Raw genomic sequence first — 24,401 nt, 5'->3', positions numbered from 1 at the left:
TCCACAACAGGGTCGGCTGGAATTACCGCATGACCGAAATGCAGTCCGCCATCGGTCTCGCGGAACTCGACCGGATGGACGACTGGAACATGCCGCGCCGACGCCGCAACGCGGGCATCCTGCTCGAGGAACTGGCGGACATCCCGCAAATCCTGTACTTGCCCGTGGATACGCCCGAACGCCGGAACGGCTGGTACGTGTTCCCTATCACGCTCGACATTGACCGGATGCGTTGCGACATCACGAAGTTTCTCGAAGCGCTTGGAGCGGAAGGCGCGCCGTGCTGGAAAGTTTTCTGGCCGCAGTGCCACACGGAGCGCGCGTTCCAGGAACACAACGCTTTCGGCAATTCCGGATTCCCCTTCAAGAGCAAGGAATACGCGGACGCGGCGTCCGTGGACTACACGCGCGTGGACGTGCCCAACGCCATCTGGCACCAGTCGCGCACGTTCATCACGTTTATCTTTCCAACGTACGAAGAACATCACATGCGCGGCATCGCCAAGGGCATCAAAAAAGTCATCGCGGCCTATGCGAAATAGGAGGAGATCCAAGACATGAAGACAAAATGGGGTGTATGGGGATCGGCGGGAATTGCGCGGCGGCGGACGATTCCCGAAGGAATCGCGATGGCGGACAATGCGGAATTGGCGGCCGTATACGACATAAACGCCGAGGCGAATCGCGAAGTGGCGGAGCAATTCGGCGCAAAGGCATGCGCGACGGAAGACGAATTGCTGGCTTCCGGCGCAGACGTTGTCTATGTGGCCACGCCGGCATACCGGCATTGCGATGAGGTCATTCGCGCGGCGGAGGCGGGCAAGCATGTGTTGTGCGAGAAGCCGCTCGGCATGACGGTCGAGGAAGGCGAGCGGATGATCGCGTCGTGCGCGGCGCACGGCATGAAACTGGGCGTCGGGTTCATGATGCGGTTTCACGCGCAGCACCGCGCGGCGCTTCAACTCGTGCAGGAAGGACGCCTCGGAACGCCGGTGCTGGCGCGGGCACAGCTTTCGTGCTGGTATCCGCCGATCGAAGGCGCGTGGCGGCAAGATCCAAGGCTAGGCGGCGGCGGCAGCCTGATGGACATGGGCGGACACTGCATAGACCTGCTTGAAATGTTTTTCGGACCCGTCGCGAGCGTCTTCTGCGCAACCGGCCACCTTGTCCAGGATTACGCGAGCGAAGATACGGCCGTGGTTTTGCTCGATTTCGCGTGCGGCGCGAAAGGCGTCGTGGATTGCCTGTTCAACGTGCCGGACGCGAGTTCGAAAAACCGGCTTGAATTGTACGGATCGAAAGGCAGCATCCTTGCCGAAGGCACCATCGGCCAGGGCGAAATCGGCCAGATGACGGCATTTCTGGAAGAAACCGATAAGGCCTACGAAGCCACCCAGACGCGCGGCGCCGACGACGGCCATGCGATAGCGCCGTTGCCGTTGAACATGTACCGCGCCGAAGTCGAGGCCTTCTCGCGCGCGGTGTTGGCAGATTCCGCGCCGCCCATCGGCGGCGAACTGGGACTCTGGAGCCAAAAAGTTCTCGCGGCGTGTTACGAATCGGCGGCGTCGGGACGCCGCGTAGTGATTACTCCCTAACGTGGGCAAAGCCCATGTCAGGAAATTTCAGGCGCGATGGCGGCGACGATGACAATACAGGACGGGTATGTTTACTCGATGCGGATGTGGGCCGTGACGACTTCGGCGATGATTTCGGCTTTGCGCTGCATGGCGTCGAGGAACATGTGGCATTGATCCGAGTAAGCGTCTATGCCGCCGCGCAGCCGTTCGGCCACGGGGATGTAGATCAGGCCCTGTTCGCGGCAGAGATCCCGCACCAGGCGGTTGTATATCTCCACCGCCCACGCGTAACTTTCGATATCGGCGATAGCGCCGGAAAAGCCGGCGTTCATGCGCCAATTGAAGAAGTCCTTTTCCGTTTGGCTCATGATTTCGGCCGCGGGACAGGCGAAACTGCACACGGCCATTTGAACGCCGGCCGCTTGGACGCGCGACGCCATTGTCCGCAGGTTGGCGATGATGCCCTCGCGCAGCCGCGCTTCCATTTCCGGTTCGGAAAGCATGAGCAGGCGGTTGAATCGGTTGCGGAGAAACGACGATTTTCGGCCGATCCATTTCAATGTTTTCAGGGGTTCGGCGGCGGCTGATTTCGGAATGATCCAGTCCTTCAAATCGTTCAGGTCGTTTACAAGGTTGTAGTGGACGATCAAATCCGGTTGCAGGTTCAAATAATCATCGAACCGCTCGGTTTCCCCGAAAGAATTCAGCGCGAAAATGCCGGCGTTGACGACTTCGATTCGGTCCGTGCCGAGCCTCTTTCGAACCTCGCGTTCCATAATCGCGGGATAGGTCAGATCGTTTCGCGGTCCCTCGGCGGTGGTCGAACCGCCGATGCACACTATTCGGTAGATCCCCGCGGGTTTTGGAAGCGCAATCTCGTCCCCGCGGAAACCCTGCGCGTTCGTCCAGAAGATGTACGGATCGTCCCGATAGACGTGCGGGCGGAATTTCTTCCATAACACATCCCATATCGAATCGCGCACGAACACCGCGACGGCGTTGTTTTCTCCCCCCACCGGAACGAAGGTGAACTCGAACACGTTCAGGGAACCGTCCGCACGGGGAAGGGGATAGTCGCGCGTCTGGCGGTTTTTCCCGGAGACGGCGGCCAGGAACGCATTTGCGGCATCCTGCCGTTCCGTTTCCGGAAACGAGTCCTGGATCGGCGCGCCCGTCTTGATGCGGGAAGCGAATTCTTCAACCGAGGCGGAATGGCCGTCCGGATAGACGGCCTGCACGATGCCCCGGTCATTGCACAGGAAAATGGTTTCGGAACGCTCCGCGGCGAGGCGCATGCGCCCTTGTTCGTCGCGTCCGGCAAACTCGCCGCGTGCCGGCAATTCCTTCGGCGCGAAATCCGGCGGCGGCGGCGCCGGCGTGGCCTGCAGGACGGCAAGGTTTCGGGCGTATCCCTCGGCCATGCGTTTGTCGCCGTACGCCCGGGCGGCCTGTTCGACGCGGGGCATACGGTAGCGTTCCCACGCCTCCAACGCAAGGCACGCGACCGTGAGCCAAAGCAGCGCCCCGGAAAACCAGGCCGCCATGCGTCCGGCGGTTCTCATTGACGTTTCCCTGTTCGCGGCGCGCGGAAAAGGCAAACCGGAAAATTACAAGACAATCTGCTGCTTTTCGGCATCGAACCGGGCCACTTTGTTATTGCGCAAGGCGAGCGTGCCCATCTGCAGGGCCGTTTGGACGCGGAAGGCGAGGTCCATCGGACTCCATGTGGCGGGATTGCCGGCGCGCGCGCAATCAATGAAATTCTTGAAATGGGCCGTGGTGTCTTCCGGAGCCTCGATGGGGAAGCGTTGTGGTTCTTTCTTCGATCCGTCCGCGGGAATGAACACAATCTCCTTGTCCTGAACCGTGAGCGAACCTTCCCAGCCCCGGATGACGGGCACGCGGCCCGGCGCGCCTCGTCCGCCGGTGGCCTGATAATCGTTGCCCTGGGTGCCGAGAACGGCGACGGTGATCTTTTCCGGATAATCAATGAGCATGTTGAAGGTGTCGGGGACCTCGCGTTCCTCATAGCGGAACTTGCCGCCGGTCGCGACGGCCATGGCGGGCATGCCGACGCCGAGCATGTAGACGACCGGCGTCAGGCTGTGCGGAAAGAGGTCCGTCGAGGGGCCGCCCGCGTAATCTTCGTACATGCGCCAGCGGAAATAACGGCTCACGTCGTAGGGCCGCTTGGGCGCGTCGCCGAGGAAAGCGTCCCAGTCGAGATCCGGCCCCGGTTTCACGTTCGGATCGTCAATCGGCATGCCGCGCTCGCCCCAATCGCCCACGCGGAAATAACCGCATTCGGCGTGTATCGGCTGGCCGATAAGACCCTCCTCGATCAGTTTGCGCATTTGCCGCCATGCACTGTCCGACATGCCCTGCGCGCCAATCTGCACCACCCGGCCGGTCTTTTTGACTTCTTCGGCCAGTGTTTTGGTCAGATCGAATTGCCGCCAGTGGGTGACGGGCTTTTCGCAATAGACGTCCTTGCCGGCGCGAATCGCGTCGAGCGCCTGATACCCGTGCTGATGATCGGGCGTCGCGATGCACACGAGATCCACGCGGGGATCGGCGAGCATCTCGCGATAATCCATGTACGCCTTGGCGTTGTATTTTTTAGCGGCGCGATCGAGACGGCCCCGGTACGTGTCGCAGACGGCGACGATTTCCACGCCGCCGCCGTTGTCCTTGAGCCAATCCAGGATTTGCATGTGGCCGCTCCCGCGCCCGCCGCAGCCGATCTGCCCCACGCCCAAGCGCTCGTTCGGACTTTTCGACACGGCATGCGCCATGCCGTGCGCCGCCACCAGCGCCATGCCGGCCGCGCCGCCCATGAACTGCCGACGCGACAAGCCCGTTCCTCGCATTTCTTTTTTCTGCATACCGGCAAACCTCCTTCGATTGATTGAATCCCGCCGCGGGCATCCCGCCTGATTCACTCTAAACTTATTTCCATGCCGACCGCAAACGGCGCGAATCGCGCCGCCGGCTTTGACATTGCGGCCAGGCCGCCTTACGATGTTCCTCAAGCGGTCCGGCTGCCCAAACGCAGTCAGGGATGCGATTTTCTTGTTTGCAACGTTCATGCATGGTGCGTGGAAGGCGCAAACAAAGAAACCTTTTGGGTGGCGGATTTTCGATTGTGGTGGAGGCAAAGACGTGGCATCGAAGTGGACGTTGTTCGGAGCGGGCGTTGTGTGGATGGCCGGACTGATTTGCCCGCAGGCGGGCGCGGGAGACCTGAAAGTGGATTACGACCTCAAATTGTGGTATCCGGCCCCGGCGGCCGAGTGGAACCAGGCGCTGCCCATCGGCAACGGGCGCATGGGCGCGATGGTGTTCGGCTTGCCCGGCGAGGAACGCCTGCAACTGAACGAATGCACGCTCTGGACGGGCGGCCCGCACGATTACACGAATCCGGACGCGGCGAAATATCTTCCCGAAATGCGCCGGCTCATTCTCGAAGGCAAGGAAAACGAGGCGGAACGGCTCGGCGGCGAACATCTCATGAGCATTCCAGCGCGCCTGCAATCCTACCAGCCGCTGGGCGATTTGATCCTTTCGTTTCCCGGACATAAAGACGCCCGCGAATACCGCCGCGAACTCGACATCGCCCGCGCGCAGGCGAATGTGTCCTATCGCGTGGGCGACGCGTTGATCCAGCGGGAGATTTTCGCGTCCTACCCGGACAACGTCATCGTGGTGCGGATGACGTCCGAACGGCTCGGTCGTTTTTCCTTCGATGCGATCCTGTCCAGTCCCCATCCCGGCACGCAAACCCGTGCGGACGGCGAAAACGGCCTGCTGATGATTGGCCGGCTCGGTCCGCGCGCGGGCGACAAGAAAGGCAATGCCGTGTGGGGCGGCGAAGGCCTGGCATTCGCGACAGCCCTGCGCGCCGTCATCGAGGGGGGGACGGTTGCGGCAAAAGACGACCGCATCGAGGTGCGCCGGGCCGACACGGTGACGCTGTTATTGACAAGCGCCACCAGTTACACGAATTACCGGGACGTTTCCGGCGATCCCGTCGCGCGGGTTCAGGCGCAAATGGGCGCCGCCGCCGCGAAGACCTTCGACACGCTGCGCGACGCACACCGCGAGGACTATATGCGCCTCTTCAACCGCGTCACGCTCGACGTGGGCCGGACGCCGCCCATGTACCGCGCAACCGACGAGCGCATCAAGACATTCAAAAACGGCGACGATCCGCACCTCGCCGCGCTCTATTTCCAGTTTGGGCGCTACCTGCTGATTTCGTCGTCGCGCCCCGGCGGCCAGCCCGCCAATCTCCAGGGCATTTGGAACGATCAACTCGAACCGGCTTGGGGCAGCAAATGGACCACGAACATCAACACGGAGATGAATTACTGGCCCGCCGAAACGACGAACCTGTCCGAATGCCACGAGCCGCTGTTCCGCATGCTCGAAGATCTCCACGTCACCGGCGCGCACACCGCGCAGGTCAACTACGAATGCCGGGGATGGGTGCTGCACCACAACACGGACCTGTGGCGCGCCGCCGCGCCCGTGGACGGTCCGTGGGGCATTTGGCCGATGGGCGCGGCGTGGCTGTCGCAGGACTTGTGGGAACATTATGCGTTCACGGGCGACGTGGAATTCCTTCGCAATCGCGCGTATCCCATCATGAAAGACGCCGCGCAATTCATCCTCGATTTTCTCGTGCCCGCGCCGGAAGGATCGCGCTTCGCCGGAAAACTCATCACCGTGCCGTCGCATTCGCCCGAAAACCGGTATGAAAAGCCGAACGGCGAAAAGGCCGTGCAGACGTACTCGGCCACGATGGACACGATGATTATTCACGACCTGTTCACCAACTGCATTGCCGCCGCCGAAACGCTCGGCATGGACGACGATTTCCGCAGCACCCTGCGCGAAACCCTCGGAAAACTCGTGCCGCTGCAAATCGCCGCAGACGGCCGCCTCCAGGAATGGGTCGAGGACTACAAGGAACCCGAACCCGGTCACCGTCACATGTCGCACATGTTCGGCGTCTATCCCGGACGTTGGATCACGCCCGAATCCACGCCCGATCTGGCACGGGCCGCGCGCCAATCGCTCGATACGCGGCTCGCGCACGGCGGCGGCGGCACGGGGTGGAGCCGGGCGTGGCTCGTCGGACTCTTCGCGCGCCTCGGCGACGGCGACGAGGCGTTCAAGCATCTCGCCCAACTTTTCGACCGCTGCACGCTGCCCAACCTGTTCGACAACCACCCCCCGTTCCAGATAGACGGCAACTTCGGCGCCACCGCCGGCATCGCGGAAATGCTTCTCCAGAGTCATGACGGTGCGATCCATCTGCTGCCCGCGCTTCCCAAGGCATGGCCCGACGGCCGTGTAACCGGTCTCTGCGCCCGCGGGGGATATGAAGTGGACATCACGTGGAAAGACGGCTGTCTCGCACAAGCCGTCATTCGCGCCCGAAACGCGGGGGACTGCAAGGTTCGCCATGCGGGCAAGACGGCGGAGTTCAAGGCAAAGGCCCAAGGCGTTTATACAATAACGCCCGAATTGAATGTCGAGGAGAATTGACGAATGAACAGGTGTGCGTTGCATGGAATACTGGTTGTGTTGGCCGCGATGTCCTTCCCGGTTGGCGCGGAAGAGCCCCCGGCCATTTATGTGTCGCCCGAAGGAGACGACGCCCATACCGGCGTGGAAGAAAAACCGTTTCGGACGATTGCGCGCGCGCAGGAATCCGCGCGCGCCTTGGCCGCTTCGACGAACCAGGGCGTGACGGTGTTTCTGATGGACGGAACCTTTGTGCTGGAAGAGACATGGCGGCTGGATGCGCGCGACGCCAACACGACGTACCGGGCGGCGGACGGCGCGCGGCCGGTCGTGAGCGGCGCAAGGGCCGTCACGGGCTGGGCGCCGGATGAAAACGGCCGATGGAAGGCGCGGGTCGAATGGGCCGATTTCCGGCAATTGTATGTAAACGGCAAACGGGCGCAACGCGCGCGCGGTCCGGCGCCCGAAAACACGGAGCGCTTTGGCGATCTCCAGTATTTCGACGGCGACGCGGGGCATTTTTTCCCCGATGAAAAGATGGCGTCGTGGCGCAATCCGTCCGACATCGAACTGGGCTATTACAATTCGTGGGCGCACATGATTTGCAAAGTGCGGTCCATCACAGCGGAAAACGGCCGGGCGCGCGTCTCGATGCTGCAACCGTGGTTCATGCTGGCGTCGCGCAAGGAGGGCGTCCAGGCCACCACGCCGGCCTATGTCGAAAATGCGCTCGAACTTCTGGACGAACCCGGTGAATGGTATTTCGACAAGCCCGCGCGCACGCTCCATTACCTGCCGCGCGACGGAGAAGACATGGCCGTGGCCAAGGCCGCCGTGCCCGTTCTCGAAACGCTCGTCGAGGTCCGGGGAACCCTGGGGCAACCCGCGGCGAACATCCGGTTCGAGGGCATCACGTTCGCGGATGCCACATGGTTGGGACCGAACCGCATCGGCCACATTGACGAGCAGGCCAATTTCACGTTCGCCGCGACGAATATCTTCGAGCGCGACGGCAACCTTGTCAATGTGCACAACGAATATATCAAGAGTCCCGCCAACGTCGTTGTGCATGCCGGACACGGCATCCATTTCGAGCATTGCACGTTCACGCGGCTGGGCGGCGCGGGACTCGACTTGGAAACCGGATCGCGGGACACCGTGGTTTCGCGATGCCGCTTCTTCGATATCGGCGGCAGCGCCATCCAAATAGGCGATGTGCTGGCGCCGGACCACCATCCGGACGATCCGCGCTTGATCGTCCGGGGCAACCGGATCCTGAACTGCGAGATTCACGATATCGGCGTCGAGTACCAAGACAGTATCGGCGTGTTTGCGGGTTATGTGTGCGACACGATCATCGCCCACAACCACATCCACGACCTGCCCTACAGCGGCGTGTCCGTCGGATGGGGTTGGGGCGAGGCGGACGCGGGCGCGGGCGGCTATGCGATACCGTATAAATACGAGTCGCCGACGCCCGCCGCGAACAACCGCATCGAGTACAACCATATCCACGATGTCATGCTCAGGCGCAACGACGGCGGCGGCATCTACACGCTCGGCAACCAGCCCGGCACGATCATCCGCGGCAACCACATCCACGACAACACGGTCGGCGGCGGTCCCGGCGGCATTTACCTCGACGAGGGAAGCGGATTCATCGAGATTACCGGAAACTGCGTCTACAACGTGGCCACGCCCATGAACTACAACAACCGTTGCCAGAACCGCATCGAAACCTGCCGCGAGCACGACAACTTCTTCGGCATTGCCCCGGGGGAGGAAGGATTTCCCGAGGCCATCGCGCAACGCGCGGGCATCGAAAAACTTTGATGTTTTGAAAAGGGCCGTTCCGGGTCCGTTCATTGCCTGACGGGCAGGATGAGGGCGCTCGGATATGCTTTGCCGGCATGAACGGCGTTGTGGGCGGTGCGCATCGCGGTCTTGCCGGGGAAATCGTCCCCGTTGTTGGGATTGACCTCGTAGCGCGGATAGTTGCTGCTGGAAATCTGCACGCCGATGCGGTGGTTGGTGTTGAAAATCCAGCTGGTGCTCCAGAGATCGATCGTGATTTCGAACACATCGTCCGGCGAGGCGGGTGGCGGCGCGGGGGAATCGAAGCCGTTGCGAAACCTGAGCCGTTGAATGCCGTCGAGGATCAAGATTTCCCGGTCGTCGCCCGGGGGAAAAATGTCCACAAGCTTGGCCGTGAAATCGGTGTCGGGCGCGTCCGTGGAGACGAACAATTTCACGGAGACGCGGCCGGTCGCTTCGATCGGCGCCGCCAGAGGCGGCGTGGCGAATTTCAGCACGTCCCGGCGGTTTCGGTTCGTCTTGCGTTGATCGTGCGGACCGGCGGGCATGAAGAGGTTGCCGCCGCCGTCCGTGCGCAAGGGGTTCAGCGGATTGAACTCGTAGTCGAACCGCACGGATTCGGTGTTCGGTTCCGGCAGGAGCGCCCCTCCCGGCGCAAGGTGAAACGGCGTGGCGGTTGTTGGGAACGGCGGCCAGTCGTTGGCGGTGCGCCATTCGTTGCCCGGCGCGTTGGGATCGCGATCGTCGCCCATCGTGTAATACCACACGGCGGGCTGGTCCATGATCCCGTTCGGTTCGCCTTTCATCCAATAGTCCATGAACTGCCGTTCGATTTGACCAATGTCCAGGTCGCGGCGGTTCGGATTGGGCTTGTAATCGCGGTCATCCCTGCCGTTGTGCACCGCGAAACGCATGATCAGTTTCTGGTTGCCTTTGGCGCCCGGGCCGCCGTTGTATTGGCGTGACATGAAGTTGTTTATCGTGCCCTGGAGGAATATGTCGAACCATCCGCCGATATGGATGGCGGGCGCCGTGATGTCGGGCGCCTTGGTTTCCGCGTCGTAGTGGGTCCAGAATTCATCCCAGCCGGAATGCCCCTTGTAAATGGGCGTGCTTTCGCGAAGGCTCAGAACAGACAGCCAGGTGTCGGCCAGATTCTTTTTCCACACGCCGCCCTGATACGCCAAGTTATGGTAGAAGTTGGACGGGGCTTCGACGATGATCTGACAGGCAAGGTCGCGCGTGGCGGGGGCCAGCAGAACCTGGGTGATGCCGAGAGCCGACTCGCCCACCGTGGCGATCTTCCCGTTGCACCAAGGCTGGCTCTTGATCCACGCCACGGTCTCGGCGCCGTCCTGCTTGCCGTCGCGCCAGCCGTCGGCGAAAAAGATGTTACGGTCGCCTGTGCTGCCCCCGATGCCGCGCACGTCTTGGAAAACGAACGCATAACCGCGATCGAGATACCGTTCCGCCCGCCGCATCCCCTGCGAACGGGGATAGGTTGTACGCGACAAAACCACGGGCCACGACGGCCCGCCTTCCTTGGGCAAATAATAATCCGTGGCCAGCAAGGTTCCGTCGGCCATTGGAATCTTCAGCATTCCGTTGGGAACAACGAACGCGAAGACAGGAAAGGAAAAAAATACGAGGCCGAAAAACGCGAGTGAACGAGTCCGACTCGTTCGGGCAGAAATCCCCATAATACTTTCTCCAACGCCGCCCCAAAAGGGGCTTTACTGCTTTTACAACCAATTAAGATAGCGCGCATCCACACGGGTGTCAATTTTCCGTTGTTTGAAATGAAAAACATCGTTCGCCGGGGCGCCATGGGACCATGGGGTTTTTCCCCGAGAGACGGTAATCGGAGTTGTTTGTTCCAATACGGACGGCTTTGCATCGGTCTTGTGCGCGCCGATAGACTAGCGGGCATTATGACGTTGCGGGACTCGACGCCGTTGCGCGAAGGGCTTGTCCATGGCCTTGTGTTGCTGCTCTTGCTGGGGGCGGCGTTTCCGGGCGTATTTCTGCGGGGGGAGGCGGCGTTTCCTTCGGATATTCTGTACGAGTGCCGTCCGTGGAAAGCGCATGCGCCGCAGGGGTTCGCGCGGTCGCAAAATTATCTCATGTCGGATCCGCTGTCTGCGTTCCTGCCCTTTTATCATGTGTCGGAATGGGCGCTCGACGCGGGGGAATGGCCCCTGTGGAATCCGCACGAACTGGCGGGGATGCCGCTGCTCGCCAATTGCCAGAGCGCGGTGTTCTATCCGCCGCGGCTGCTGTTTCGCGTGTTGTCGTTTCCGGCGGCTATCACGGTTTTCGTGCTCTTGAAATTGTGGCTGGCGGGAATGGCCGCGTACTTGTGCGGACGCGGCTTGCGCCTGAACGCGGGCGCGGCGCGCCTGTTTTCGGTCGCGTGGATGCTAAGCGGCTATGTATTCATCTGGGCGTACTGGCCGGTGTCCGATGCGGCGGCATGGTTTCCGATCGTGTTCCTTGGCGCGGAGTGGGCGCTGGAAAGCCGGTTCCGGCGCGCATTCTGGACGACGGCCATCGGCGGCACGCTGATGTTCCTCGCGGGCCATCCCGAATCGGCTTTCGTGCTGAACGTGTGTCTTGCGATATACATGGTCTTTCGACTGGCGCTTGCGCGCACCGGGGGGATTTTGAAGCCGCTGGGTGTGTGGCTGGGCGGCTGGCTCGTCGCGTTGATCGTGTGTGCGCCGCAATTGCTGCCGTTTCTCGAATACGTCGTAAACAGCACGCCGCCGGGCGCGGGCGCGCACGCGAATTTCGGGCCTCATCCGGGGTTGCCCGCGCGCGCGCTTGCGAGCCTTTGGATCCCCCGGTTTTTCGGCACGACCCTCGAACGAAACTACTGGGGCGAACTCGACATGAACCGTTTCGTGATGGGCTATGCGGGCCTGCCGGTTTGGATCGTCGCGGCGTTGCTGCTGGCGCGCCCGGCCATGGACCGCCGGATGCGCGCGCGCGCGATCGGCCTTGCGGCGGTCGCCGCGATATGCCTGTTGCTTGCATTTGAAGCGCCCCCGTTTGCCCTGCTGCATGCGTTGCCGGGTTTCAACCTTGTCAAGCGGACCTACTATGTTGGATTTGCCGTTTTCGCCTTGCCGCTGTTGGCGGCGACGGTCCTGCAGGCATGGCTCGAAGGCCGTCCCCGCCTGCGCGATTTGGCGTGGTGCATGGCCGCTTTCGCGGGAATCCATCTCACGACATGGCTTGTCTATCGGTTCTTCGCGCCGCTGGTGCGGATGTTGAAGATGGAGGATTACGTGACCGGCCACTGGATGGTGTGCGCCGCCGCCGGACTCGCGACGATGCTCGTTCTCGCGGCGGCCGTAAGGATGAAACGGCCAAGGGCCGCGACGGCCCTTGTCGCGTTGCTGGTGGCGGCGGATCTCCTGATGGCGTGGCGGGGGATCAATGTCACGACGCCGCGGTCTCTGTGGTATCCGGACACGCCCCTGACCCGCTATCTTCAGGCGCTTCCCGGACCGTGCCGCGTGGGATTGCTCGAGGGGATGGTGCCGCCGGGATTCATGACGCCCTACGGAATCCAGGACATCAACGGTTATGACGGTATTTACCCGGAGCGCGTCATCCGCCTTCGACAGACTCTCAAGACGGACGCATGGAACGCCATCGAGCCGGTGTACAACGTCACGCATTACCTTGTCAATCCGGAGGCATGGCGTTACAACGCAATGGCCGGGCCGCCCATTCCCCTGCACGAATCCGGCCGCTTTGAACGGCTGGATACGATTGACGGGCTGGAAATTTATAAAAACAACCGCGTGCTGCCGCGCGCCTTTCTAACAGACAAAGCGCGCATCGTTCCGGACACGAACGATCTCTTTGCGATTTTGCGCGATCCCGGGTTCGATCCGCGCGGCGAAGTGTTGCTGCCGGAACCGCCCGACATCGCGTTGCCGGAAGATCGGAACGGTTCGACCGGCACGGTCCGGATCGTTCATTACGGCACGACGCGCGTGGAAATGGAAACGGACGCGCCCGGGCCGCGCGTTCTGGTGCTCGGCGACGCGTATTATCCGGGCTGGACCGCGACGATTGACGGCGGCCCCGTCCGAATTCTGCCTGCCTATTATGCGTTTCGCGCGGTGTCGGTTCCCGGGGGACGGCATACGGTCGTGTTCCAGTACAATCCGGAGAGTTTTCGTCTGGGCATGGTCCTGTCCGTGTGCGCGATGCTGTTGGCGGGAATCCATGTATCGCGCCGTCTTATGGTATGATGGCTCGCGGTTTAGCGCGAAGAGGGAGGTACACGCATGAGCACAAGAGATCCGAGTGGCCGGGGTCCACTGTATGTCGGGCCGAAGGGAGCGCCGTTCCAATGGCCGGCCCTGCCGCCGCGCGCCAAGACGCTGGGCTGCCTGATGGTCCTTGTCGTGGCGTTGCCGCTGGCTTTCGCCGCCTCGATTTTCGATTACGTCAAGCCGAATGAATTCGGAATCAAGGAAGTCAAGATCGGCATGGACCGCGGCGTTCAGGAACGCGTTTACGGTCCGGGTTATTGGTTTGTAAAACCGTTTGGAATGGAAAAGATGCACCATTTCCCGCGGCAGGTGCTGGTCTTGGAACTGTCCCTTGCGGAAAGGGCGCCGGACAAATCGTTGGCGTCGCATTCGTATTCCCGCGCCGCGAAGATTCAGACGTCGGACGGCTTTTTCGTGGATGTGGACGTGACGATTTTGTACCGGATCGTGGATCCGTACAAATTGATGACGACACTGGGGCCGGGCCTGCTTTATCTCAACAACGGCATCCTTCCCAAGGCGGAACCCATCCTCAAGCAGACGTTGGGCGAACTGAAAACCGAGGATTTCTACAACAGCCCGTTGCGCGTGAAGAAAACCGAAATGGCCAAGACGCTGCTGGATGCGGAAATCGCCCCAAAGGGCATGAAAGTGGACCAGGTGTTGATCCGCTATTTCAAGTACAGCGACGAAATCCAGAAGAACATCGAGGCCAAGAAATTGCAGGATCAACTGGTGTTCAAGAACCAGGCCGAAGCCAAGGCCAACACCGAAGAGGCGGCCATCAAGAAGGCCATGCAGGAAGGCGAGGTTTTCGTCAAACTGGAATTGGAGGGCGGCGAAGCCTACAAGACTGAGAAGGCCGCCGAAACCGAACTGTACACGCGCCGGAAAGGGGCCGAGGGCAAACTGCTCGTGCAGACAGCCGAGGCCCAAGCGACCGAATGGAAAAATGCCGCCATGCAGTTGGGCGGCTACGATCGCAAGGTGGCGCTCGAAATGGTCAAGGTGCTCGAGGGGATCGATCCCATCGTCGTGCCGTGCGGGGGCGATCAGGGCGTCAATCCGCTCGCGCTGGATTCCGTGCTCGACATGTTCGGCGTCAAGGTGGACTCGGGCGCCTCAACGGGGCCGCCGCCGGCCCTTCCCCCGCCGCTGGAACCGTCCGGGGCGCCGTCGGCCGGCGAGAATGCACCGACGATGGCCGAAACCCCGGCGTCCGCCGTTCCGGCGGAAGGAGGCGTCCAATGAAACACGCACATGCCCTTCGCCTTATCGCCGCGGCGGTATTGGTGGCCTGCCTGGCGGGTTGCGTTCCCCGTTCGACCGGTCCGACCGAGGTTGGCGTCCGCACGCGCAAGTTTCCGCTGATGGGCCCGAAAGGCGTCGAAAACCGCGTGTACCCGCCGGGTTCGACATACTTCTTCGTGCCTTTCTTCAATGACTGGAACACGTTCGACACGCGCCTGAACACGCTCGAAATGAGCGGCGTCAACACAAAAGGCGACCGGCGCTGGGGCGACGACCTGCTGTTCAAGACCGTGGACGGCAACGACATCAGCCTCGACATCATCGTTTCGTGGCGGATCGATCCCGAGAAGGCGCCCATGATCCTTCAGGAAGTCGCGACGAACATGGACGAACTCAAGGAAAACATCATTCGCGCGGTCACGCGCAGCAAACCCCGCGATGTGTTCGGCGAACTGAAGACCGAAGACTTCTATCTGGCCGAAAAACGCAGCGGAAAGGCGCACGAAGTCGTCAAGGTGCTCAACGAAATCCTGTCGCCCTATGGCGTGGTGGTCGAGAATGTCGGCACCAGCGATTACCGCTTCAATCCCGACTATCAGGCCGCGATCGAGCAGCGGAAGGTCGCCGAGCAGCGCGTCGAAAAAGCCCGTTCGACCAAAATGGCCACCGAAGAGGAATACCGGGCCAAGGTCGAGGAGGCCAAGGGCGATGTCGCCCGCATGCGGGCCGAAGCCGACGGCGCGTACAAACAGGCCGTGATCAAGGCCGACGCGCAATACAAGCAGATGGAACGCCAGGCCGAAGCCATCTTGGCGGAAGGCCGCGCCGAGGCCGAAGCCATCCGCAAGATGAACGAGGCGCTCAACGGACCCGGCGGCGAGGCGGTCGTCAAACTGGCCGTCGCCAAGGCCTTGGCCGGCAAGCGCGTCGCGCTGGTGCCCATGGCCGGCGGATTCGATGTCCGTTCAACCAATATCAACGCGTTGCTCGAACTGTACGGGATCAAGGCCGCCGCGCAACAGGCGCCGCCCGCTTCCGCCCAAAAATAGCGGTCTTCACGGGCGTGTTACGGAAAAAGGGCGGGGCAGACTGTTCCGTTTGCGTGGTGTCGGGCGTTTACGGGTTCCGGGAACAACAGACCGGACAGGCGTCCCCTCTTTCGCGCCAAGTAACTTTTCCAATGCGTTTCAACCGTCTCGAGGGCGCGCGGGCCGGTCAGTGCCAGACGCTGACAATCAGCACCGGTTCCTCTTCGGTCATGTGATGGTGCCGTTCATATCCGAATTGCTGGTGGATTTGTTTGGGCTCGATTTTGTTTTTGACGATCCACTCGTTGATATGCTCGTCCAGTTGCTTGAGTCCTTCGATGCTCACCTTCCCAACGAACGTCTGGATTTGCATGGAACGCCCTCCGTTTCGCCGTCGTGGCTACGCTCGTCCGCGTCTTGCGGTCCTCCCCAACCTCTCGCACTGCCGAGGACAGCATATCGTTATGAGGCCAGATTGTCAAGGAGCACGCGGCGCATCACGGGCAGCGGGGCCGGCGCGCCGGTCCACAATTCGAATTGGAGGGCGGCTTGGTGCAGCAGCATTTCGACCCCCAGGATGGTCTTGCAGCCGGCGATTTCGGCTTCCCGGATCAAACGGGTTTTCAGCGGGCGGTATACCATGTCGAACACGACGAGATCCGGTCTCAGGCATTCGTGCGGAACCGGCGAATCGTCCATGGAATCGGGATACATCCCGATGGGAGTGCCCTGCACGATGATTTCATGATCCGCGATGGCGTCCGCGAGATCCCCGACGAGATCGCCGGTTTCGATGGCCGCGGGCGTCTTGGCGCGAAGGTCGTCGGCGAGTTCCTTTACGCGGGACGCGGTGCGTCCCAGGATGGTGATTCGGGCCGCGCGGGCACCCTCCGCCATGGCAAAGGCCACCGAACGGACCGCGCCGCCGGCTCCCAGAAACAGGATGCGCTTGCCGACCAGCGCCACGCCGGCCTCCGCGAATGCGCGCAGCGTTCCCGGTCCGTCGGTCGTGTCGCCCGCGAGCCGTCCGTCGTCGTTGACGATGGTGTTTACCGCGCCGACGCGCACCGCCATCGGGGAAATGCGGTCGAGATGCTCCATGACCGCCCGCTTATGGGGAATGGTAACGCTCATGCCGCGAAAACCGGACATGGCGCGCATGCCCGCAAGGCAGCCGGCGACGTCCGTCACGGAAAACGCGACGTAGACGTAGTTCAATCCCAGGGCCTGAAAGGCGGCATTGTGGATGGCCGGCGACAGGGAATGGCCGACCGGATTGCCGATGACCGCGCACAACCGGGTATGGGCGTCAATCATGCCTGTGCTTCTCCCGGGTTCCATCAACCCGGCGGCCATGCCAACGGCCGCCCGCCCAGCACATGGATGTGGACGTGCATGACCAGTTGGCCGCCGTGTTCGCCGAAATTGACTGCGTAACGGAACCCTTTTTCGATAAGGCCTTCCTTTTCGGCAACCTTGTTGGCGCCGATCAGGAGTTTGCCCAAGAGTTCGGCGTCGTCCGTGTCCGTGATCCGCGGGATATGGCGGCGCGGAATCACCAACACGTGCGACGGCGCGCCGGGGTGAAGGTCCCGAAACGCAAAGACGTCCTCGTCCTCATAAACGGCCTCGCAGGGGATTTCTCCCGACGCAATCTTGCAAAAAATACATTCATCCGCCATGCGCTGGCTCCTTTCGTTCCGTTGTGTCGAAAACAGGGTATGCGATTTCCGTCGTGAATGCAATCAGTCGCAAGGGTCCCTGTTTTTCCGGGGCCGCGCGCGGGGTGTGAACGGGCGCCCGAATTGGGCATAATCGGCTACGCGTACATCGCAAGTCCGAGGAGAATCGCATGAAAAACGCTATTGCCTGCCGTGTAGCCGTTGTATTTCTCATTGTCATGGGCCTAATGGCCGCGGGCGGCGCCCGTGCCGCCGCGCCGTCCCCTTTGGAACTTATGCCGCTGTGGACGACAGACACGAAGACGTTCCTTGAAAGCCAGGCATCGGTCGCGGACATCAATGGCGACGGACTGGACGAGATTATCGCCGCCGGGCGCGAGGAACTGATCGCATTGGACGGCAATGGCTCGGAGTTGTGGCGGTGGCGGACGAAGGGGCGTTTCATGACGTATCCCGCCGTACTGGCCGTCGAAAAGGGGCCGGCGCTCCTCTTCGCGGCGGATTACAGCGGCTGGATGTCGTGCATTGACGGGGCGGGCGTCGAACGCTGGCACGCGCAACTCGACGGGCCGTCCTCGTGGTCGGCCAGCGTGGCGGCGGACTTGGATGGGGACGGGGCGTTTGAGGTTGTGCAGACGGACGAAACGGGCGCGGTGTGGGCATTTCGGGCCGAATCCGGTGAAAAAATCTGGAAGTCGGCGCTGAAAGGCATGCCGGTCAGTCCCGCCGTGGCGGATCTCGACGGGGATGGAAAATGCGAAGTGATCGTATGCACGAACAAGGGTCTTTTGTATGCGCTGGCGAACGATGGATCGGAGCGCTGGCACGCGACGATCGGCGGCGAATCGCCGACATGGGCGACGTCCGCGCCGGTCGTCTTCGCCGCCTCCGACGGCGCGCGGCAAATCGTTGCGGCATCGAACGACGGCCGTCTGTACTGTTTCGACGCATCGGGTCGTGAACGGTGGCAACGCACGACGCGCGGCGCGGCGGCATCGGGCATTTCCGTCGGCGACATGGACCTCGACGGGCGCGCGGACGTGTTCGTCATCACGCAAATGGGTGTCGTCCACCGTTTCGACGAGGATGGCGCCGCGATGTGGGAAATAGACATGCAGGGGCGCACGCTCGCGGCCGGGGCGCTGCTGGATATGGACGGCGACGGGAGCATCGAGTTCGCGTTTTCGACGCAGGGCGGCCATTTGATGGTGCTTGACGGCCATGGCGGGACGCGATTCGACCATCAATTCGACTGCCGGACGATCAACGTCACGCCGGCCTTCGGCAAACTCGCGGCGGCGAAAGATTGTCTTTCGATGATCGTTGCCGGCGGCGAATCCGGCCGGCTGTTTGGCTTCAAGACGCCGGCAAACCCCGGCACGGCCATTCAATGGGCCGCCTATCGCGGCAATGAGAGGAAACAGGGCGCATGGTTGGATTTGGCGTCCGCCGGCACGACCGCCATGACGCCGGCCAATCTCGCGCCTGATCGCATCCTGATCGGCGAGGATATTCTGTTCCGAATCCGGCGTCCCGCGTCGGAGGCGTCCGTGTTGACGGCGTCGGCCGCGTGCGAGCGCCCCGACGGCGCGCGCGTAAGCGCCTCGACGAAGATAGTCGGCGACACGGGCGTCCTTCCGATGGCCATCCAGCCGTTCCGCGCGGGCGTGTATCGTTTCACCTGGCAACTAGCGAATCCGGATGGACTCGTTCTCGCGTCGGGTGAGCGGGAGGTGTCCATGCTGCCTTTCGCGAACGACCGCGCACTGGCCGCGCGCGCTTCGGAAGCCTTGGAATCCGCGGCGGCAGACCTCGCGGCCGCGCTGCCCGCGACGGTAAAAGCGCTGGTCCGCGAAAAGACGTTGCTCGATGCCGCCATGCAATCCGCGTTCGCAATCGTGGATGCCGCCGCGGGCGGCGGGCCGAAACACGAGGAGGAAGCCTTTGCCGCAGTCTCGCAGTTGAACAGGCATGCGAAACGTCTATTGCGGGTGGCCGCAACCGCGCGCCAAGCCGCCGCGCTTGGCTCTTCCGCCAGTTTGATCGCATTCGAGGACGCCGTTTGGGACAGCCGCAACGTGGACACGCTCGTTCCCGAACGCGCCGAAAATCCGCTGAAGATCGCCCGGCGCGCCGTGCCGGGCGAACACGAGCCGGTCTCGTTGAAATTGTTCAACGTGACGGATCGCGAACTGGTCGTGCGCGTTCTCTTCAAAGACGTGCCTGATGGCTTGAAGATTGCCGCGCATGAAGCGCTGGCCACGCCGACCGGCGTCGGGCGGCAATCGTGGGACGCCCTGCCGCGGCTGGGTCCCGCGTCCGTCATCCGCGTCCCGTCGCTCGAAACGCGCGAGTTGTGGGTTGACGTGGACCTCGGATCGGCCCAACCGGGCGACGTTGCCTTTACGATTCGGCTGCAAGCCATCAACGGTGCAGGCGTGCTCGATGAATCCGGCGCGGCGGCGGACGTGCCCGCGCCCGAAACGGTCGTCGAAACGGCTATCGAGGTCCTGCCGTTCGCGATGGCGCCATACGGCGCGGTGCGCCTGTGCACATGGGCCGACGCGGACGGTCCGCAGGCGGCGGATCTGCTCGCGCACGGCAACAACGTCTTTCCGGTCGGCTGGGGCAAGCCGCAATTCGACGCGGACGGCGCGCTGAAGGGCGTGGATTTCTCCAGCCTCGATTCATTGCTCGAACGGCTGCGCGGGGCGGACGTCATGCTGCTGCTCAACGGCATTCCATCGTTTCGCGCGAAACTCGGCGAACCGGGGTATGCCGCCGAGTTCAAGGACTTTCTCGAACGGCATTTGGACCATCTGGCCGAATTCGGCTTTACGGCTGGGCAAGTTGCGTTGTATCCCGTTGACGAACCCGGCGGCGTGGGCTGGGACGCGGTCAATCAGGTCGTCGAATTCGGGAAGGCGCTGAAATCCGTCCGGCCGGACATCTTGCTTTACATAGACGGCGGCGGCGAACTGCCGATGTTCGAGGCCATGAAGCCCTACGTGGACATCTGGACGCCCGGGTTGCACCAGTTGCCCGAGAAAACGCCGGAAATGGCGATTCAGCGCGAACCGGGCAAGCAACTGTGGTCCTACAATTGCGGCTACCCCTATGCGCGGCCCATCGGCACGGACCTGCGCAACATCAACGTCGTGGCCGAATACCGCGCGGCGGCATTGTTCGCGTACCGGTACGGCGCGACGGGTCTCGGTTTCTGGTGCTACAACCGGGGGCCGGACGCATGGCAGCGCATGCAAATCGACTATATGATCGTCTATCCGGGCACGGACGGCCCCGTCACGAGCCGACGCTGGGAAGGCGTGCGCGAGGGCATCGAGGATACGCGCATTCTCATGGCGTTGAAACAGCGGCTCGCCGACAAGGACACGCCGTTGCCCGAAGACCTCCAGGCCCGTATCCGCCGCGCCGCCGACGTGACGCTCGCGCAATGGATGGACAAGAGTTACGAGGAAATGCGGCTCGGACTCGGCCGCGCCGCCATTGACGCCACCAACAACGACGACGCCGTCAATGCCTTGCGCGGCGAACTGCTCGATTGCGCGGCCGCCATGACGGCTTTCGACAAAAAACCGCCATCATGAAAACGAAATCATAACCGCGAGCAGGTCGTCCAAACCGGCAAAGTCCATGTCAAACGGTCAAACCGCCAAAGTCATGCCTGAATTCTGTCGTGTGCGCGCTGGATCGCGGTACAGCCCATGACGACGAGCGCGAACGCCAGGACAACCCATCCGGCTTTTCCAGCCACGGGCAATGTGCCCTCCGGAAAAACCGACACGAAAACGGCTCTTGTGTCGTGAAACAGCACAGGTCCCTCCCAGACGCGGCATGTGTAGTTTCCGGAATCTTCCAACGCCACCGGATCTTTGACGTACGTGCTCGTCGAGGCGTCTTCAAGGGCTGCGCCGTCCTTATACCACTGAAAACGCGATCCTGACGACACCGGCACCTCAAGACGGACAAATTGCCCGGCCTCCACCCATTTTGGGGAACTCGTCGAGATTTCTGTTTCATACAGGCCGGAGCAGGTTCCGACAATCGTGGCATGTACAAAAGGCAAATCGTAACTGCCGGGACCCATGCCTCGCACCAAGGTAAGAATAGGGACTTGTATCCCTTCGGCATTCACTTGTACTCCGGCATTCGTGACAACTGGCGTGAGATTGATCGGAGCTCCCCGGCCGATGAATCCCTCCATAGTGAAGGTCTCGCCATCACGGAACACGGCAGGGAAGACTCGATACATACCGTCGGCAATCTCTGGAAGCATCGCGAGGTCCGCTTCGTTGGCCGTCTCGTAAAGCCACCCATTGGCGAACGTCCAGTATGCCGACACGGTCGTATCGCCGGCGATGCCGTGCAAGGTGAACTGCATGCGCCAAGCCGTATAGCCATTGTATGTGTTCTGACTGACCACTTCGAACCTAGGGTTGAGGGTAAGCCACGCATTGCCTGCCGCGAGCGGCCACACGCTGCAGAAGGACGCTTCCATCGGCTCGGCGGCGAAACAATTACAGCAAAGCGCAAGCACGATCAGAAAGGAAGCCATGTCATATCTCCTTGCGCATTCGGTCGTTCGGTACATCTTTGTAAATAGTATTACCGGCCAAGATAAGACTGCCCGCAGGTACGATATGCGCACCGGCTGGCTCAAGCACCGAATCTACATAAGAAGCTCCTGTGACGAATGCGACCAAAGACTCACCGGAGTTGATCTTCAATGCAAGCGGGGGATCCGAAAAGCCAGAAGCATTGGTGTACAGTTTCCCGGCAATGTACATCTCGCCAGTTTCGTAAGGAAGTCGGAGAAGGTTGCTGTTCGCATTCTTCACCATGAATTCTGTCCCCGAGGACGCTAGATTACCTTGGGAAGCTTGCGCGTGAACGGTCCCGGTGTACATGATAAGATCGCCGGCGGGAGTAAAGCGGGCGAGCGGATACCCGGCAGCACCTGCCTTTATCACAAAGCCCGGCGACGGTATGATTTCAACAGCCTCGCAGGCGTCTTCCACGGATTGCTTCTGTGTGTCGGTGAAATCCAAGTCCACAGCGGACTGCGTCAAGGCGTAGTAAAGACAGTCGAAATCGCTGGCTGAAGGCAAAAGCCACATTGTCGCATAAAAAAGATCAGCAGTTAGGTTCATACTTACTAGATTATTTGAAGATAACGGATCAACGGATATACCGTTAAAGGTATCACCATCCGTAATTAGGTAGCATAACTTTGAGGAAATACCTGAGCTGATATGTGGATCCATGTCCATTACAAAGTCACTCTTCTTATCGATACAATCGTATGCGGGCGGCGTCATCATGCTCCTGAAAGGACCGCCTGGCGTATCTTCAGCAATTAGCCATTTATCATTCAGATCGTCCGGATCATTCTCCAAGTCGATAAATTCTCCGAATATGTCACTCAAGGATTCGCAGATTCCGCCTGACTCTTGTGCATAAACCAAATTACATATATTGTGAGAAATACCGTGAGTATACTCATGGCCAGCAACGTCGTCTGTTAGCGCCAGACCACCGAAAACGAAAATTGAATAAAGAAAAAAACCGGCGTTCCGCAACGGACACTCACTCCCAAAGAATACTTCACAGCAGTAGTTGACGCCTACAAATAATATTGCACCCTGTCCATTGAAGCTATCTCTCCCATATTTATTATAGAAATAAGTGTAGGCCCAACCAAGGTAAGAATATGCATCGTCTACGGCTTGATTGTTTGAGGGCCCTTGACCCTCAGATCTGATTAGAGTACCAAGCCAGCAGTTATCTTGGTTATCATTATCATATACTCTCCTATCAATAATGTTATAGTAAAGCCTATATTTCGACAATATTATCCCATTTTCAGCATTGATGATATATCGGACTCCGATTTCTCCGCGCAGGTCTATCTGCCAAGCCAATGTAGGTAAGCCCGGAAGATTCAATACCGATGGCGCGAAAACTAACAGTGTGGAGTCGTAGTCCATCGTCCGACTCTGTAAGTAGCGGGCACCCACTTGTCTCTGTGGCCATATTCCTTTGCTCGTAAGATCTTCGGCGACCTTTATCATGGCCTCCGACGCAGAAATGATCGAGGAGGGCTGGATAAACTTGGACAATTCTGATGCCGTCGCGACCTTGGCAATGGCCGATCGGATTCCGTTGTCATTTGAGAGGTTTACAACGATTTCTGAACCAAAGATGGGGATTCCTGTGTATGACTGTCCGATGCGCAACACCTTTCCTTCTTTGCGGATCTGGTCGCGATTCAGGCGGTTCGCGATGCCTGGTCCCCATATGCCAAAGGCTGGGCCAAACTGGTTCATGAAAGCATTGGCGACTTCTGCGGAGTCGGCATTCTTGTTGACACTCACGGGTATATGAGTGCCCTTCTTGCAGCCAACGTACTCGAAAAAATCTTTGGACCTTCCTGTCCGAACATCGCGGGGATTATGGCTGGATATGGACTGCAACATCCGTTGCTTCGCTTCTTTAACAACCTTCTCATCGTGTGTCGTTGGAAAGCAATAAGCGGTACACGCCAAGAACAGCGAACAAGACAGAAAGCACAACACGGAGATACTTGTGAGAAGAGTATTATTCATACCTACATCTCCTCTTCAACTTCCTGCCGCAGTCTTGGTCTGCATACGCATATTTGCGATCTTACTTTCCGAATCCGACACTTCTAGCTGGCAGGAACCAACTGTATGATGACGCTCCCATCGCTGGCCACTGAGAGTCCAGAGCCGCTATCGCTGGACAAATTGACGGAATTCCCTGAAATATCCACATTGGCGTCATTGTCGATATTGACGGTTGCGTCAGCGTCACTGGACAATGCAATGGTCTTTCCAGTGACATTGATAGAGCCATTCTCATTGATGTCTAGAGACGCGCATTTATTTGCGAGTGTGACTTTACCTGAATCATCGACGCGCTCGATTCTAACATATGCACTCGATGACCACTCGTATTCACCTTCACCTTCGCCTTCGCCCACAGACAACAAATTCCCGACTGCAAGCATCGCAATCACTTCATATTCACCTTCACCTTCACCTTCACCTTCACCTTCACCTTCACCTTCACCTTCACCTTCGCCTTCGCCTTCGCCTTCGCCTTCGCCTTCACCTTCACCTTCGCCTGTCCCGCCCGCGCTGGAATTGGACTTCTCCGAAGGCAAGAATGTGTAGACAG

Annotated in this window: 17 protein-coding genes; 8 read left to right on the top strand and 9 right to left on the bottom strand. The window is 60.5% G+C overall.

Annotated features, from left to right (window positions below):
• Together P5540_17720 and P5540_17715 are read left to right on the top strand one after the other, a co-directional pair.
• The coding region (locus P5540_17720; GenBank protein HRT66661.1) for a DegT/DnrJ/EryC1/StrS family aminotransferase at window positions 1–542 on the top strand (542 nt) is incomplete at its 5' end.
• A 15-nt stretch (window positions 543–557) separates the two neighbouring features.
• On the top strand, window positions 558–1,598 hold the full coding sequence (locus P5540_17715; GenBank protein ID HRT66660.1) for a Gfo/Idh/MocA family oxidoreductase: 1,041 nt from the start codon (window positions 558–560) through the stop codon (window positions 1,596–1,598).
• Window positions 1,599–1,669: 71 nt separating this feature from the next.
• Here the strand turns inward: P5540_17715 and P5540_17710 are convergent, their stop codons facing one another.
• Together P5540_17710 and P5540_17705 are read right to left on the bottom strand one after the other, a co-directional pair.
• Entirely contained in the window at window positions 1,670–3,142 is a 1,473-nt protein-coding gene (locus P5540_17710; GenBank protein ID HRT66659.1) for an SGNH/GDSL hydrolase family protein, read from the bottom strand.
• Window positions 3,143–3,187: 45 nt separating this feature from the next.
• Window positions 3,188–4,465, bottom strand: a complete 1,278-nt coding sequence (locus tag P5540_17705; GenBank protein ID HRT66658.1) for a Gfo/Idh/MocA family oxidoreductase — start codon at window positions 4,463–4,465, stop codon at window positions 3,188–3,190.
• 277 nt (window positions 4,466–4,742) lie between these two features.
• Between P5540_17705 and P5540_17700 the strand changes: the two genes are divergently transcribed.
• Both P5540_17700 and P5540_17695 read left to right on the top strand, forming a co-directional pair.
• Window positions 4,743–7,133 carry a glycoside hydrolase family 95 protein gene (locus P5540_17700; protein ID HRT66657.1) on the top strand — a complete coding sequence of 797 codons (2,391 nt, stop codon included), beginning with the start codon at window positions 4,743–4,745 and terminating at the stop codon, window positions 7,131–7,133.
• 3 nt (window positions 7,134–7,136) lie between these two features.
• Complete coding sequence (locus P5540_17695) at window positions 7,137–8,945, top strand: right-handed parallel beta-helix repeat-containing protein (GenBank protein HRT66656.1); 1,809 nt, start codon at window positions 7,137–7,139, stop codon at window positions 8,943–8,945.
• Between the two features lie 29 nt (window positions 8,946–8,974).
• Here the strand turns inward: P5540_17695 and P5540_17690 are convergent, their stop codons facing one another.
• The gene (locus P5540_17690; protein HRT66655.1) at window positions 8,975–10,513 is read right to left on the bottom strand and encodes a CocE/NonD family hydrolase; all 1,539 of its coding nucleotides are present in this window, start codon (window positions 10,511–10,513) and stop codon (window positions 8,975–8,977) included.
• Between the two features lie 345 nt (window positions 10,514–10,858).
• Here P5540_17690 and P5540_17685 point away from each other — a divergent pair, with 345 nt between their 5' ends.
• The 3 genes from P5540_17685 to P5540_17675 are packed head-to-tail and all read left to right on the top strand — an operon-like array spanning window position 10,859 to window position 15,519.
• Entirely contained in the window at window positions 10,859–13,195 is a 2,337-nt protein-coding gene (locus P5540_17685; protein HRT66654.1) for a YfhO family protein, read from the top strand.
• A 36-nt stretch (window positions 13,196–13,231) separates the two neighbouring features.
• Window positions 13,232–14,470, top strand: coding sequence for an SPFH domain-containing protein (locus tag P5540_17680; protein HRT66653.1), 1,239 nt, complete (start codon window positions 13,232–13,234; stop codon window positions 14,468–14,470).
• Complete coding sequence (locus tag P5540_17675) at window positions 14,467–15,519, top strand: SPFH domain-containing protein (GenBank protein HRT66652.1); 1,053 nt, start codon at window positions 14,467–14,469, stop codon at window positions 15,517–15,519. Before P5540_17680 ends, P5540_17675 begins: the two co-directional genes overlap by 4 nt.
• 166 nt (window positions 15,520–15,685) lie before the next feature.
• On the opposite strand, the gene P5540_17670 is transcribed toward P5540_17675, so the two are convergent.
• The 3 genes from P5540_17670 to P5540_17660 form a co-directional block, all read right to left on the bottom strand.
• Window positions 15,686–15,871 (bottom strand): hypothetical protein, encoded by a 186-nt coding sequence (locus P5540_17670; GenBank protein ID HRT66651.1) that lies wholly within the window; start codon window positions 15,869–15,871, stop codon window positions 15,686–15,688.
• An 89-nt stretch (window positions 15,872–15,960) separates the two neighbouring features.
• Window positions 15,961–16,815: a shikimate dehydrogenase gene (locus tag P5540_17665; GenBank protein ID HRT66650.1), complete on the bottom strand. Its 855-nt coding sequence runs from the start codon at window positions 16,813–16,815 to the stop codon at window positions 15,961–15,963.
• Between the two features lie 23 nt (window positions 16,816–16,838).
• The gene (locus P5540_17660) at window positions 16,839–17,180 is read right to left on the bottom strand and encodes a histidine triad nucleotide-binding protein (GenBank protein HRT66649.1); all 342 of its coding nucleotides are present in this window, start codon (window positions 17,178–17,180) and stop codon (window positions 16,839–16,841) included.
• 170 nt (window positions 17,181–17,350) lie between these two features.
• On the opposite strand from P5540_17660, the gene P5540_17655 reads away from it, so the two are divergent.
• Window positions 17,351–20,788, top strand: coding sequence for a PQQ-binding-like beta-propeller repeat protein (locus tag P5540_17655; GenBank protein HRT66648.1), 3,438 nt, complete (start codon window positions 17,351–17,353; stop codon window positions 20,786–20,788).
• Window positions 20,789–20,859: 71 nt separating this feature from the next.
• Here the strand turns inward: P5540_17655 and P5540_17650 are convergent, their stop codons facing one another.
• The 3 genes from P5540_17650 to P5540_17640 form a co-directional block, all read right to left on the bottom strand.
• A complete protein-coding gene (locus P5540_17650; GenBank protein ID HRT66647.1) occupies window positions 20,860–21,756 on the bottom strand; it encodes an immunoglobulin domain-containing protein in 897 nt (298 codons plus the stop codon).
• Between the two features lies 1 nt (window position 21,757).
• Entirely contained in the window at window positions 21,758–23,806 is a 2,049-nt protein-coding gene (locus P5540_17645) for a M4 family metallopeptidase (protein ID HRT66646.1), read from the bottom strand.
• 83 nt (window positions 23,807–23,889) lie between these two features.
• Window positions 23,890–24,401, bottom strand: a 512-nt coding sequence (locus P5540_17640) for a hypothetical protein (protein HRT66645.1), incomplete at its 5' end; no start/stop codon positions are given.

This window comes from Candidatus Hydrogenedentota bacterium (genome assembly GCA_035450225.1).
Taxonomy (GTDB): domain Bacteria; phylum Hydrogenedentota; class Hydrogenedentia; order Hydrogenedentales; family SLHB01; genus DSVR01.
This window is presented reverse-complemented; position numbering and strand designations above follow the sequence as displayed.